This window comes from Maricaulis sp. (assembly GCF_017643475.1).
GTDB lineage: Bacteria > Pseudomonadota > Alphaproteobacteria > Caulobacterales > Maricaulaceae > Maricaulis.
The window spans coordinates 1,243,112-1,256,664 of sequence record NZ_JAEPNI010000001.1; the positions used below are offsets into that span (position 1 = coordinate 1,243,112).

A 13,553-nucleotide genomic window follows, 5' to 3' on the forward strand; every position below is an offset into this window, starting at 1 on the left:
AATTACTTGCATAAACAATGAATGGGTGTGGTGCTGACAGGCATCATCTCATGCGTGTATGTACGGTCTTCGCTGGAGTTGAAGGTCCCATGGCGCATCATCACGTTTCCATCTGCAAGCAGTCCGGCCATGTTCAGGCCGTCATCGACGGCTATGAGGACTGGTTCTCGGCGACAGGCGTGGTCGAGGAGATTGTCGACGCGCTTGAAGCGAGCGACCTGCGTCGGGTGCAGCTTGATTTCCGGACCGCTCAGCTGGGTATTCATCCTGGTGATGCCGTCGAAATCGCGAACTTCTTTACATCTGTCACCGAGTTGAAGCTCGAAGTCACGATTTACCCGCCTGCCTCCGAACGGGGCCGGCAGGTGATCACGGCTTTCGCAAGCCAGATGTTACTTGCGGGACACAGTGTGCAGACCCGTGTCTGGACTGATAATCCAAGTGCGGATGATCAAGCGGGCGAGGCTTGGCGCGCTACGGCTTAGGGTGGTGCCGGCGCGGAAAACCACTCGTCAATAAATCCTGCCAAATTCTATGCATTTCTTATCACGCTTAACACTCGCTTAAGGCTCCCAAGCGGACAATACCCCGTGAATCGCTGTTAACCTTAATATCCGTACACGGGGTCGATCATGACGCTCAATCTCTCCATTCCGGAAACGACCGAATTGCGGCCGCGCATCGTCGTCTTTGGTGTCGGCGGCGCGGGGGGGAACGCGGTCAACAACATGATTGAATCCAGCCTGGAAGGTGTCGACTTCGTCGTTGCGAATACCGACGCCCAGGCACTGACCCGTTCACAGACTGAAAAGCGCGTCCAGATCGGCGCGGCGATCACCGAAGGCCTGGGCGCGGGCGCGCGACCGGAAGTTGGTGCCCAGTCTGCTGAGGAATCCATTGACGAGATCCGTGAGCACCTTGCCGGTGCCCACATGGTATTCATCACCGCCGGCATGGGCGGCGGCACGGGGACGGGCGCAGCGCCCGTCGTGGCCGCAGCAGCGCGCGAGATGGGCATCCTGACCGTCGGTGTGGTGACCAAACCGTTCCACTTCGAAGGCACGCGCCGCATGAAAATGGCGGAGAGCGGTATCGACCAGCTCCAGGATCATGTCGACACGCTGATCGTGATCCCGAACCAGAACCTCTTCCGCATTGCGACGGAAAAGACGACCTTCGCCGAAGCTTTCTCCATGGCCGACCAGGTTCTCCATTCCGGCGTCCGTGGAATTACCGACCTGATGGTCATGCCGGGCCTGATAAATCTTGACTTCGCCGACGTTCGCGCCGTCATGAACGAGATGGGCAAGGCGATGATGGGCACGGGCGAGGCCGAAGGCGAGAAACGCGCCGTTGAAGCTGCGCAGGCCGCCATTTCCAACCCGCTGCTGGACGATGTCTCCATGAAGGGCGCCACCGGCGTGCTCATCAACATCACCGGCGGGTACGATATGACCCTCTACGAGGTGGACGAGGCTGCCAATGAAATCCGCGCGGAAGTTGATCCGGATGCGAATATCATCGTCGGCTCTACCTTCGACGAAAACATGGAAGGTTCCATGCGTGTATCGGTGGTCGCGACCGGTATCGAGGCTGAAGCCATGGTGGCTCCGGACCCACGTGCCCGTACACGTCCGGCTGAACGGCAGCCGGCAGTCGCGGCTCAGCCCGCTGCCGCCGGCAATAACGCCAATGACGCCATCCTCCCGTGGAAGCGCATGAATTCTGATCGTCCGGGTCGGGTCATGGCCGAGCAGCAACGCTCCGAAGCGCCACAGCCACGTCACGAGACACCGGTTGAGCCGGAAGTCCAGGCAGAGCCGATGAAATTGGCTGCGGGTGCCGAGGAAATGGTCGATGCTGTGGCTCAGCAGCGCGAGATGCCGTCTGCTGATCCGTTTATTGCTCCGGCTGAACAGGTTGCCCAGGCTCCGGTCGAGGCACCGCAGGTCGTCATGGATCGTGAGCGTCTCCAGCGTGAGGCGGAAACACTGAATGCACGTTACGAGCAGCGTCGTGCCAGCGAAGAGCCGGCACCTGCTGCAACCGCTCCAACTCCGCAAGCGCCTGCGGAAGAGCCCAAGCGCGGTTTCTCGCTGTTTGGACGTCGTCGCAAGCCGGCTGAGAGCGCACCAAAAACGGCTCCGGTCGCCTCCAAGGCGCCCAGTGTCCAAGCACCGCGCGCGCCATCCGGGGACCTGTTTGGTGACAGCCTGGACGAGGGCGATCTTGAGATTCCGGCCTTCCTGCGTCGCCAGGCGAATTGATTGAAACAATCGCGTAACAAACCGCAACAAAGCTTTAGTTGTAGTCTAACCGCCCCTGTCGTTGTTTGTAAGCGAAGGGGCGGCTTTTTTGCCGCATTTGGGCAACCATAAGACGACGGCGAGTAGTTGTGATTAACCGGCAAACATTGGCCGCACCTGTTGTGTGTGCAGGCGTAGGGCTCCACAGCGGCGATCATGTTCGCCTGGTGATGCAACCTGCTTCCGCTGGTACCGGCATCGTCTTTATCCGCTCCGACATCAAGTCTCACGACAATCGAATTGAAGCGCGCGCTGACGCTGTCTCCGCGGTTCGTCTTGGTACGACAATTTCCAATGCCGCAGGCGCGACTGTTGCGACTGTCGAACATCTGATGGCGGCCCTGGCCGGTATCGGTGTTGATGATCTCATTGTTGAGATCGATGGCCCCGAACTGCCGGTTATGGACGGGTCATCTGCTCCCTTTGTTGAGCTTATTCACAAGGTGGGCCTCACGGCGCATGCCATGCCGCGCCGCGCGATACAGGTTCTCAAGCCGGTCGTCGTGGAGACCGAAGGCCGCCGCGCCAGCTTCCTGCCGGCCCTGCGTCCCATGATCGAGGTTGATATCAGCTTCGAACACCAGGCGGTGGGCCGTCAAAGCTGTGTTTTCGACGTTACGCCGGATATTTTCGCCGAGGATATCGCGGGAGCACGTACCTTCGGTTTCAAGAAGGATTACGAAGCGCTGCTCGCAGCCGGCCTCGCCCGTGGTGGTTCCATGGACAATGCCGTTGTTCTCGACGAGGAGGGCGTCGTAAATCCGGAAGGTTTGCGTTTCGCCGACGAGTTTGTCCGTCACAAGGCGCTGGACGCTCTGGGGGATCTATACCTTGCGGGCGCACCGATTCTCGGTCGCTATTCAGCCAGCCGACCGGGGCATGCCATCAATAACGAGGCTCTCCGGGCTCTACTGAGCGACACTTCGGCATGGAAAATGGTGCCGATGCGCGGTGGTGTGGCCAAGGAAGTGGCGCTCGCCAAATCCTGAAATTTGACCGACTTACTGACACGGGCCTTTTGCCCCGGCGAATGATCCGCTACAAAGCTGTTCAAGACTGGCCGATATCGGCTGATTAACTACAAGAGTCGTGTAGATGCCTGTTTCGCCGCGCCTGATCGTTCCCGTTCTCGGTTCCGCCATCCTGGCCGCCTGCGCCAGCCGCGTGGACAACTCTGTCGCCTATGTAGAGCGACCGGTTGAGACGATTTACGCGGAAGCCTTCGAGACAATGGATCGTCGCCAGTTCCGCCTGGCGGCTGCGCAATTCGACGAGGTCGAACGCCAGCACCCGTATTCGGAATGGGCTCGCCGCTCGATGTTGATGGCGGCTTTTGCAAACTATCAGTCCCGCAATTACGAGGAAGCGATCTCGGATGCTCAGCGTTTTATCTCGCTGCACCCGGGTAATCGCAACACCGCCTACGCCTATTATCTGATCGCGATATCCTATTTCGAACAGATCATGGATGTGGGCCGTGACCAGCAGACGACCCAGCAGGCCATGGAAGCACTGCAGCAAGTTGTCCGTCGTTTCCCGGAGAGCCGTTACGCTACGGACGCGCGCCTCAAGATTGATATGACGCGTGACCACTTGGCCGGCAAGGAGATGGATGTTGGCCGTTGGTATCTGCGCCGCAATTTCCATCTGGCGGCGATCAACCGCTTCCGTAATGTAGTTGCTGAGTATGAAACCACTTCACACACGCCGGAAGCGCTTCACCGTCTGGTCGAGGCCTATGTAGCCCTGGGAATCGACGAGGAAGCCCGTCAGGTCGCCTCCGTCCTGGGTTATAACTTCCCGGGCAGTGAATGGTATGATGCGAGCTACGCACTTCTCTCTCGCGAGGGTATCGCTCTCGACGAGGGTATCGAGCAAGGCGATCCGAGCTATTTCCAGCGCGCTTGGCGCCGGCTGTTCGGTTAAGCGGCGAGGTTTCACCACGCCGAATGCTGCAATCACTCTCAATCCGCAATGTGGTCCTGATCGACACGCTTGATGCGGTTTTCGAGAGTGGATTGTGCGCGCTTACCGGCGAGACTGGTGCAGGAAAATCCATTCTTCTCGGGGCGCTCGGCCTTGCACTTGGAGAACGTGCCGATCGCGGGCAGGTTCGCTCAGGGGCGCCGGAAGCCCGCGCCACCGCCGAGTTTGACCTGCCTGACTGCCATGCCGCGAAAACGGTGCTCGAGGACGCTGGCATCGACCTGGAGCCTGGGGAACCCGTTGTTCTGCGTCGCCGTCTGAGCGAGGACGGGCGTTCGCGCGTTCATGTCAATGACCAGGCCGCGAGCGTCGGTCTGTTACGCCAGCTGGGAGAAGTCCTGGTCGAGATTCATGGACAGCATGACGGCCGTGGCCTGATGGATCAGAAGACCCATGTCGCCTATCTCGACACCTATGCAGACCATTCCGGCCTTCTGACTGAGTGTCACAGTGCCTGGAAACATGTTTCTGATGCCAAGGCTCGGCTGGAGGAGTTGATCCGCTCCAACAATGCGACGGAGAGCGAGCAGGACTATTTGCGTCACGCGCTGGGCGAGCTGGACACACTGGACCCTCATGAAGGCGAGGAAGAGGCGCTGGCTGAAGAACGCCAGTTCCTGATGGGGGCCGAGCGAGCCCTGGGCGACCTGCAATCAGCACAGGACGCATTGCGCGGCGATGGCGGCGGATTGGAGAACCGCCTCAACAATGCGTTGCGGGGGTTGGATCGCGTCCGAGAACAGATCGGTGAAGGCGGCGATGCCGGCAAAGCGCTGGAACGGGCCTCATCTGCCATCGATCGCGCGCTGATCGAGTTCGAGGAAGCCAGCGAAGCACTGGCTGATGCTGGTCATGCGTTCGATGTTGAACCAGGGCGGCTGGAGGCGGTCGAAGAGCGGTTGTTCGCTCTGCGTGGTGCAGCCCGAAAACATTCCGTGCCTGTGAACGAGCTCAACGCCCTGCGTAATCGTTTCGCGGACCAGCTGCAGGCGATCGATGATGCCGGTGAGTTGATCGCCGAAGCTGAAAAGGCCGTGAAGTCGGCACAGACGGTTTACGATGCAGCGGCCCGGGACCTCACCAAGAGCCGGTTAGAGGCCGGGCAAAGGCTTGAAAAACAGGTCGCGGAGGAACTCGCTCCCTTGAAGATGGATAAGGCGCGAGTTCGCGTCAGCGTGATCGACGACCCGGAACGTGCAGGTGCGCGCGGCTGGGACAAGGTCGTGTTCGAGGTTTCCACAAATCCGGGCGCGCCGTTCGGGCCGCTCGACAAGATTGCCTCCGGGGGCGAGCTGTCGCGTTTTGGGCTGGCCCTGAAAGTCGTATTGGCCGGTCGGGAACAGGGCCTCACCATGGTCTTTGACGAGGTTGATCAGGGCGTGGGCGGTGCCGTTGCTGATGCGGTAGGCCGGCGCCTCAAACGATTGTCCAGGCACGGTCAAACGCTGGTCGTCACGCATTCTCCGCAAGTTGCTGCTGTGGCAGATCATCACTGGAAGATCGAGAAATCCGATGATGGCGAGGGCGGCGTACGGACCACGCTCCGTCTGCTCCAGGGCGAGGAGCGCCGCGAGGAAGTCGCCCGCATGCTCTCCGGCGCTGACATAACCGACGCTGCGCGTGCACAGGCCGATGCATTGATGGCGGTAGAGGCGTAACGTGTCCGCGTGTGAGTGATTCCGAGGGGGATGCCGTGAGCGCGCTGAAAGACGTCGATCATCTTAACGAAACCGAGGCGCGAGATGAGCATACCCGCCTGGCGCGTGAGATCGGCAAACACGACAAGGCCTATTACCAGGACGACGCGCCCAAAATTTCCGACGCTGTCTATGACGGTCTGCGCCAGCGGCTGATTGCGATCGAGGCGCGCTTCCCGCAATTCGTGGATCTGTTCTCACCCACCCAGCGTGTTGGAGCAGCGCCGTCCGGAAAGTTTGGCGAGATCACCCATGCCGTGCCCATGCTGTCGCTGGGTAACGCTTTCAATGATGAAGACGTCGAGGACTTCGTGGCCCGGATCCGCCGCTTTCTCGGTCTGGACGAGCATGAGAAGATCGAAATCACTGCCGAGCCGAAAATCGACGGGCTCTCCGCCAATCTGCGATACGAGAAGGGGCAGCTTGTTTCCGGCGCTACCCGCGGCGACGGCGCGACCGGCGAGGATGTCACCCGCAACCTCATGACCTTGAAGGATATTCCGCACGCTCTGCCGGGGAATGACTGGCCGGAGGTTCTGGAAGTGCGGGGGGAAGTCTATATGTCCCACGAGGACTTTGCCGCCCTCAATGCGCGTCAGGTTGAGCTGGGAAGACCGGAATACAAGAATCCACGTAACGCTGCAGCCGGGTCATTGCGCCAGATTGACCCGAGTGTCACTGCACAGCGCCCGCTGCGTTTCTTTGCCTATGCCTGGGGAGAGCTTTCCCAGCCATTGTCTGGATCCCAGTTCGATGCGGTACATCGTTTCGACGCCTGGGGTTTTCAAACCAATTCGCATATGAAGAAATGCGGGAGCGTGGCTGAAATACTCGAGGTCTATCACGGTATCGAGGCACAACGGGCCTCGCTTGGTTATGATATCGACGGTGTTGTCTACAAGGTAGATCGCCTGGACTGGCAGGAACGGCTGGGGTTCGCATCTCGCGCGCCGCGCTGGGCCATTGCCCACAAGTTTGCCGCTGAACAGGCCACGACTGTACTCGAAGGCATTGATATCCAAGTCGGTCGCACCGGTTCTCTGACACCGGTTGCGCGGCTCAAGCCGGTGACAGTCGGCGGTGTGGTGGTCTCCAATGTCACCTTGCACAATGAAGACGAGATCCTCCGCAAGGATGTTCGAGTGGGTGATACCGTCGTGGTCCAGCGGGCGGGTGATGTTATTCCGCAAATCGTACGTGTCGCTGACGCTGACCGCGCTGGCCGTGGTGAGGCTTTTGTTTTTCCAACCGAATGTCCTGTGTGCGGTTCTCACGCATTGCGAGAGCATGATGAGAAAACGGGCAAGCTGGACGCGGTGCGGCGTTGCACCGGAGGCATGGTCTGCGACGCCCAGCTCAGCCGAAGCCTCGAGCACTTCGTCTCACGCAAGGCGTTCGATATTGAAGGATTTGGCAGCAAACAGGTCGAGACATTCCACGCAGAGGGGTTGGTGCGGGAGCCGTCTGCCATTTTTACACTTCGTGAGCGAAATATTTCTGGTGAAATCCAGCCCCCGTTGCAGGAGCGTGAGGGGTGGGGTGAAACCAGCGTGGCCAATCTGTTCAATGCGATTGATGAGCGCCGCCGGATTTCGCTTGCCCGCCTGCTTAATGCGCTGGGTATCCGTCACGTCGGTGAGGGGACAGCGCAATTGCTGGCCCGGACCTATGGCAGCTGGTCGAGTTTCTTCGCCGCGGTCCGAAACCTGTCTGACGAGACGGTGCGCGCTGAGCTCCTGGCGGTTGATGGTATAGGTGACACTGCGCTGGAGGCGCTCGAGCAGTACTTCTCCGAACCGCTCAATGTTGAAGCCTTGGAGCGTCTCACAGCGCAGCTGACCATCGAGGATGCCGAACAGGTCTCCGCCGACAGTCCGGTCGCTGGCAAGACTGTTGTCTTTACCGGCACGCTGGAACGCATGACGCGGGATGAGGCCAAGGCCAAGGCGCAATCGCTTGGCGCCAAGGTTTCCGGTTCGGTCTCCAAGAAGACCGATCTGTTGATTGCGGGACCCGGTGCGGGCTCGAAGGCGAAGAAAGCAGCTGATCTCGGTGTCGAGACCATTACCGAGGATGCCTGGTTCGAGCTGATCAGAGAGGTTTAAGTCCTAGTCCACGGGAAAGAGCCGTACGCCGTCGCTGATTTGCCCACCCATTTCCTCGACATAGGTCGTGAACACTGCGCGTAGGTGCGCTGTATCATTCAGCGCGCACTGACGGTCACCTTCCTCGGCAAAGCCCAGCTCAACGCGTGCTTCCGCGGAGAGACGGTTGCACATGGGCAGGTGAGCGTAATAGCTGCCGTCGGAATAGGCGAACATAAGCACGTACACGTACTCGTCATCGTCGGAGGTATTGGCGTGTCCGGCAAAAATATGTTGGTCAATCTGCATGAAGACCGCATTGGCTAGCGGCATGTCTTCAGTCTCTGAATGAAGTCGGCCATCGCGATAGGTGATCTCTCCCTGCCAGACCTCCTCCGGCTCGGAATAGGACCCGTCCTCATCCAGCGTGAGTGCGCGATATTCCCCCGCAGCGAGCGTCTCAACCCGGTTCTCTTCGGAGATCAGGTCAGTGGCAGAATAGAAACAGCCGCTTAGTCCAATCGAAACGAAAATGAGTAGCGTCAGAAAACTGTATTGTTTCATCGTGACTTCCCCTGTGATTTGAATCCACTCTAGGAAGTTCGCGCGTCAAAAATAGGGCTCTATTCGACGGGCCGGTAGACGCCGTCGAGACGCGGCGTGCCGTCATGTTCCGCCAGATAGGTCTGTAAGACTGCGCTGAGCACGTCCCAGCGTTCAATCCGACAGGCGCCATCCTCCATCTCCTCGACGAGTTCATAGGTCTCGCGCGCGGTGTCGGACAGGTCCGAGCAGGACGGGTTGTGATAAGTGACGAGACCGTCGGGATAAACCCAGACAAGTCCGAACAGATAGTGCTCGTCCGACCGTTTCTGGGCCGCATAAATTCCGGGTACCAGTTCGCGCAGGCGGACATTCGAGTGCGGGAACTCGGCGGTGTCGGAGGCATAGACCCAGCCACGCCGTTCAATCTCCCCGGTCCAGGTGGGACGATCGAAGGGCCGGCCATCCGGGTGATAGGGGGTATGGGTGTAAATCCCCTCCGCGACGGGGAAATCTGCGCCTCGGCGGGTGATCAGCGCTTCATCTGCGTAGAAACAGCCGCCCAGCAGGGCGGCTGTCAGAAGGATGATCAACGGTGTACGCATCAGGGCGTGGCACCGGCCAGTGGTTCGGTCGCCTTGAGCAGCCAGTCAGCGACTTCGCCCTCGACCAGCGGCAGGATACGGTTGCGCACCTCTGCGTGGTATTCGTCCATCCAGGCCAGCTCGGCCGGGGAGAGCAGGTGCAGGTCGATCAGGTCCTTGTGGATCGGAGCCATGGTCAGGGTTTCAAAACCCAGCATGTCCCGTTCGCCACCCGGAATGGCCTTGGCTGGCGAGACGACCTGGAGGTTCTCGACCCGGATGCCGTAGCCGTCTTCCTTGTAATAGCCCGGCTCGTTGGACACGATCATGCCCGGCTCCAGCGCGACGGCGCTAGGCGCCTTGGAGATGCGTTGCGGGCCCTCATGGACGCTGAGGAAGGCGCCGACACCGTGTCCGGTGCCATGATCATAGTCGAAACCAGCTTCCCACAGGGGCAGGCGGGCCAGGGTGTCGAGCTGGGTGCCCGTCGTGCCAACCGGGAAACGGACCCGGGACAGGGCGATATGACCTTTTAGTACGCGTGTAAACTGAGTCCGCATTTCGGCGGTCGGCTGGCCGATCGGAACCGTGCGTGTGATGTCCGTCGTGCCATCCGGATACTGGCCGCCACTGTCGACCAGGTAGAGCGAGCCCGGAACAAGCATCAGATTGCTTTCCTTGGACACACGATAGTGGGCGAAGGCGGCATTGCCCTGGGCGCCGGAAATGGTGTCGAAGGACAAGTCCCGCAGCTCGGGCAGTTCCATGCGGATCTCTTCCAGCTTGCGGGCTGCCTGGATCTCGTCGACTTCACCGGACTGGGCTTCGGTGTCCAGCCAGTGCAGGAATTTTGTGATGGCCGCTCCGTCACGAATATGGGCGTGGCGGGACCCTTCCACCTCGGCCGCGTTCTTGGTCGCCTTGGGACGCATGACCGGGTCTTCCAGTTCCTGCACCGTCGCGCCGCCGGCATTTAGCTGGTCGTATACCCAGGCCGACGCGGTGGAGGCATCCACCCGTACGGTCTTGCCCTGCATCTCCTGCAGGCCGGCTGCGAACTCGCTTTCCGGGCGGATGGCGATTTCATTTCCAAGATGGCTGCGGGTCTCGTCCGTCAGCTTTTTCGGTTCCACGAACAGGGTCGCAGTGCCGTCCTTGTTGATGATCGCAGCCGCCAGGGGCAGGGGCGCTCGGGAGACATCACCGCCACGGATATTGAACAGCCAGGCGATCGAGGGCGGTGCCGTGATCACGGCTGCATCGGCAGCGCCGCGCTCGATGGCGATGCCGATCCGGTGGCGCTTTGAGCTGTGTTCCTCACCCGCAAACTCCATCGGCTGCGGATTGATCTGCGCCATGGGCGCCGCAGGACGATCCGTCCATGCGGTGTCGATCGGATTGGTCTCGACGCTGACCAGTTCGACGCCGGCGCGGTGCGCGGACACCTTGAGCCGCTTCAGCGAAGCCGGGCTGTGCAGGCGGGCGTCATAACCGATCTTTTCACCGGATTTGGCCTGGCTCTCGATCCAGCCGGAAAGGCCTTCCTCGACCAGGTCGCGATAGTCGAAGATATCCCCGTCCGCCTGCTGACGAATCTGCAGGGTGTAACGGCCGTCCACAAAGACTGCTGCACGGTCCTTCATGACGATCGCAGCACCGGCGGAGCCGGAGAATCCGCTGATCCACAACAGGCGCTCATTGCAGTCTGGCAGATACTCGTTGTCATACTCGTCCTCATGCGGGACGAGGAAGCCATCAAGGCCGAGGGCTTGCAATTCTGAGCGGAGTTTCGGGACGTTGTCGCGACCAAATTGCGGGCCGCCCTTCACGTCGAAAGTCTGGGAAATCATCTGGGTCATGAGCGGACACTAGGCCTGCTCCGTGACGGTTTCAATCTGTGCGCCACAGCGCCTTGCGAAAGCGCATTGCGGACTTGCCAAACTGGCTCTCCCGCTTTGTTGCGAAAAGGCGCAAGAGGCCCGGTGACAGATGGAGATGCCAATGTACCCGATGGATGACTTCCTGCGCCTGAATTCCGGTGACAGCCTCAACCGCGCGCTTGACCGCAACCGTCAGCGTGCGGGCATTCGTGTGCGCCAGCGCACGACCGATGTGGATGCCTTCCTGTCGGCCTGTGGCGTCAAGGGCAAGCGCAAGTAATTACTCGGCCAGATGCCCAAGCGCTTCGATGCGGATGGTGACCGTGTCGCCGATCAGTGCTGCGGCTGTCGTGTTGCCGAAGTCTGAGCGATTGAGGCTGGCACGCATCGAGAAACCGGCACCTTCCCGGCCTCCCACGGACGGGTCTGGGCCGATCCGGTTGAGATCAACCTCGAACGTGACCGGCTGTGTCACGCCTAGCAGGGTGAAATCGCCTGTCACGCGAGCGCTGTCCTCATCAATCAACTCGATTGCAGTCGAGGTGAAACGGATTTCCGGGTGCTGAGCCGTATTGAGAAAGCCGGGCCCGTTGACCGCCTGATCGCGTGAGGCGAGACCGGTCCAAACGGTCGGTGTGTTGACACTCGCGGTGACGCGGCTGTTTTCCGGATGGTCCATATCCAGAACGATCTCGCCGGAACTGTCCGGAAACACGCCGACCGTCGCGGCATAGCCGAAACGCTCGACCTCGAAGACGATATGGGTATGCCCCGGGTCGATGATGTAGGTGCGCTCTTCAGCAAGGGTGGGGGCGGCCAGGAACAGCGCACCCAGGGTCGTGATCAGTGACTTCATCATGTCCTCCCAGCGATTTGGGAATGAAATCACCGTGGGTGCGCACGCTCAACGCACGACCGGGCACAATTCGTTGAGCATTCCGACAAAACGGTAAGGTTGGCCGGTGTCAGCCGTCTTCGGCTTCACCGTTTTCCTCGTCACACGTCCGGGCCAGGCGGTCCTCGGTCCAGGCCTCGACCATCAGGGGTAGACCCAGAGCCTCCCGGCGTTCGTCGAGCGTGACCTGCTCTTCGATACTGCCCGGATTGACCCGACCATTGAGACAGGTTTCGGCCGTGCCGAACAATTGCGGCTGGCCGGTCATGACCCGCCAGTTATCCGCGCGCCGTGCGTATTCCGGGCCGTCGATCAGGCCCATCATGGCCACGCCTTCTAGCGCCGCGACAATGGTGCCTTCCGCGGTCTCGTCCCGCTCGGCCCAGTTAAGGATCTGCTGTCCCATCCGGGTCTGCTCCGCATAGAGGATGGGGAAAAACTCCGGGTCGAGTTGTGCCACTGCCCAGGCCGTGTTGGCGCCTTCCACCTCCCGGATCGTGTCGGCGGTTTCGCGCAGGATTGCCCCGTGCGCACCTTCATCCAGATCGTTGCGCGCGATGACTGGAAGCAGCTGTTCGGCCAGAAAGCGTTCGCGGGCCCGGCGCGCGCCCAGTTCTCCAGCCAGATTACCATACGCGGCCCAGGCGCCATCAATCTGTGCGATCAGGCTGGCGGCATCGGTCGGTGGAGGTGGCGGTAGGTCTTCCTCGGCGCCGACGAGCGCGTCCTCGATCGCGGTTTCCTGGGCGTCAGGCTGGGCCTGGTCCTGCAGGGAAAGGCTCAGGGCGAGGGCGGCGAGAAACATGCGTACGGCTCCGGTTCGGGATTTCGCTGCAGTTTAACCGGGTTCGTGGCCAGCGGAAGAGGGGCGTCCCGATAGCCAGGCCAGATGCCAGAGCGCGGGTACAAGAATGGTGACGTTGATCAACTGGACCGCATCGCTTCCGATGGGCGGAGTTGCAAGGATTAAGCTGCCGAGGAGGAAGGTACAGTTGACCCCGAAGTACGCGAAATGGGGCGCGCTCTGAAACAGAGACAGGCCGGCATCTCTCGCTCGCCGGACGGCCCAGAAGGGGAGCCAACTCTGACCCAGGAGCAGAATGATGCCCCAGCCTATCAATGAAAGGCGTCCTTGGAGTTGAGTCATGAATTCGGTATCGCGAATGGCCGCAGGCAATGCCTGCCCAGCGAGCAGTTGAATGACCGGGCTAAACACGACGGAAGTCGCGGCGCCAATGATCCAGATGCTGAAGAAGCGAGACCCGAACGTTCCCATGGCACTCGCTTCACCCTCCTCAGGGTAGTTCAATTTCATGGGCTTGGAGTAGCCGTGAAACGAATACGCCCTGCGCGGTGGAAACGGGTTGATCCAGTTTGGCATTCCGCACTCATAGCGTGCAGTCAGGCAAAACAAAAGCGGAAGAGCCGTGAAGCTCTTCCGCTTTTTGTTTAGCTTGTGAAGCTCTGCTTCGGGGCCGGGAGGCGATCCGGCCCCAAACCCCTGGGCTGACAGGGGTAGCAGCGCTTCAGGCTTAGGCGAAGGTGCTGCCCAGCGCGACCGTCATGGCGCCGAAGACG

13 protein-coding genes are annotated in these 13,553 nt (G+C 60.4%); 7 read left to right on the forward strand and 6 right to left on the reverse strand.

Annotated features, from left to right (window positions below; all coding sequences use genetic code 11):
• The first annotated feature begins 50 nt into the window (after window positions 1-50).
• The 6 genes from JJ889_RS05930 (at window position 51) to ligA (ending at window position 8,094) form a co-directional block, all read left to right on the forward strand.
• The gene (locus JJ889_RS05930) at window positions 51-485 is read left to right on the forward strand and encodes a hypothetical protein (RefSeq protein ID WP_291892542.1); all 435 of its coding nucleotides are present in this window, start codon (window positions 51-53) and stop codon (window positions 483-485) included.
• A gap of 147 nt (window positions 486-632) precedes the next feature.
• Window positions 633-2,267 (forward strand): cell division protein FtsZ, encoded by a 1,635-nt coding sequence (gene ftsZ, locus JJ889_RS05935; protein WP_291892544.1) that lies wholly within the window; start codon window positions 633-635, stop codon window positions 2,265-2,267.
• 128 nt (window positions 2,268-2,395) lie between these two features.
• Window positions 2,396-3,295: a UDP-3-O-acyl-N-acetylglucosamine deacetylase gene (gene lpxC / locus JJ889_RS05940; RefSeq protein WP_291892546.1), complete on the forward strand. Its 900-nt coding sequence runs from the start codon at window positions 2,396-2,398 to the stop codon at window positions 3,293-3,295.
• A gap of 106 nt (window positions 3,296-3,401) precedes the next feature.
• The gene (locus JJ889_RS05945; RefSeq protein WP_291892548.1) at window positions 3,402-4,232 is read left to right on the forward strand and encodes an outer membrane protein assembly factor BamD; all 831 of its coding nucleotides are present in this window, start codon (window positions 3,402-3,404) and stop codon (window positions 4,230-4,232) included.
• A gap of 23 nt (window positions 4,233-4,255) precedes the next feature.
• On the forward strand, window positions 4,256-5,950 hold the full coding sequence (recN, locus tag JJ889_RS05950; RefSeq protein WP_291892550.1) for a DNA repair protein RecN: 1,695 nt from the start codon (window positions 4,256-4,258) through the stop codon (window positions 5,948-5,950).
• Between the two features lie 35 nt (window positions 5,951-5,985).
• Window positions 5,986-8,094: an NAD-dependent DNA ligase LigA gene (ligA, locus tag JJ889_RS05955; protein WP_291892551.1), complete on the forward strand. Its 2,109-nt coding sequence runs from the start codon at window positions 5,986-5,988 to the stop codon at window positions 8,092-8,094.
• A gap of 3 nt (window positions 8,095-8,097) precedes the next feature.
• Here the strand turns inward: ligA and JJ889_RS05960 are convergent, their stop codons facing one another.
• Genes JJ889_RS05960 through JJ889_RS05970 form a run of 3 tightly spaced genes read right to left on the reverse strand, consistent with a single transcriptional unit; the run spans window position 8,098 to window position 11,059 of the window.
• Window positions 8,098-8,637: a hypothetical protein gene (locus JJ889_RS05960; RefSeq protein ID WP_291892553.1), complete on the reverse strand. Its 540-nt coding sequence runs from the start codon at window positions 8,635-8,637 to the stop codon at window positions 8,098-8,100.
• Between the two features lie 59 nt (window positions 8,638-8,696).
• A complete protein-coding gene (locus JJ889_RS05965; RefSeq protein ID WP_291892555.1) occupies window positions 8,697-9,221 on the reverse strand; it encodes a hypothetical protein in 525 nt (174 codons plus the stop codon).
• Window positions 9,221-11,059 (reverse strand): aminopeptidase P family protein, encoded by a 1,839-nt coding sequence (locus JJ889_RS05970; protein WP_291892556.1) that lies wholly within the window; start codon window positions 11,057-11,059, stop codon window positions 9,221-9,223. The genes JJ889_RS05965 and JJ889_RS05970 overlap by 1 nt, the downstream gene beginning before the upstream one ends.
• A 142-nt stretch (window positions 11,060-11,201) precedes the next feature.
• Here JJ889_RS05970 and JJ889_RS05975 point away from each other — a divergent pair, with 142 nt between their 5' ends.
• Window positions 11,202-11,360, forward strand: a complete 159-nt coding sequence (locus tag JJ889_RS05975) for a hypothetical protein (RefSeq protein ID WP_291892557.1) — start codon at window positions 11,202-11,204, stop codon at window positions 11,358-11,360.
• Here the strand turns inward: JJ889_RS05975 and JJ889_RS05980 are convergent, their stop codons facing one another.
• The 3 genes from JJ889_RS05980 to JJ889_RS05990 form a co-directional block, all read right to left on the reverse strand.
• Window positions 11,361-11,936 carry a YceI family protein gene (locus JJ889_RS05980; RefSeq protein WP_291892559.1) on the reverse strand — a complete coding sequence of 192 codons (576 nt, stop codon included), beginning with the start codon at window positions 11,934-11,936 and terminating at the stop codon, window positions 11,361-11,363. It abuts the gene before it with no gap.
• Between the two features lie 109 nt (window positions 11,937-12,045).
• Window positions 12,046-12,780, reverse strand: a complete 735-nt coding sequence (locus JJ889_RS05985) for a hypothetical protein (RefSeq protein WP_291892561.1) — start codon at window positions 12,778-12,780, stop codon at window positions 12,046-12,048.
• A gap of 33 nt (window positions 12,781-12,813) precedes the next feature.
• Window positions 12,814-13,356 carry a hypothetical protein gene (locus JJ889_RS05990; RefSeq protein WP_291892562.1) on the reverse strand — a complete coding sequence of 181 codons (543 nt, stop codon included), beginning with the start codon at window positions 13,354-13,356 and terminating at the stop codon, window positions 12,814-12,816.
• Window positions 13,357-13,553: the final 197 nt, after the last annotated feature.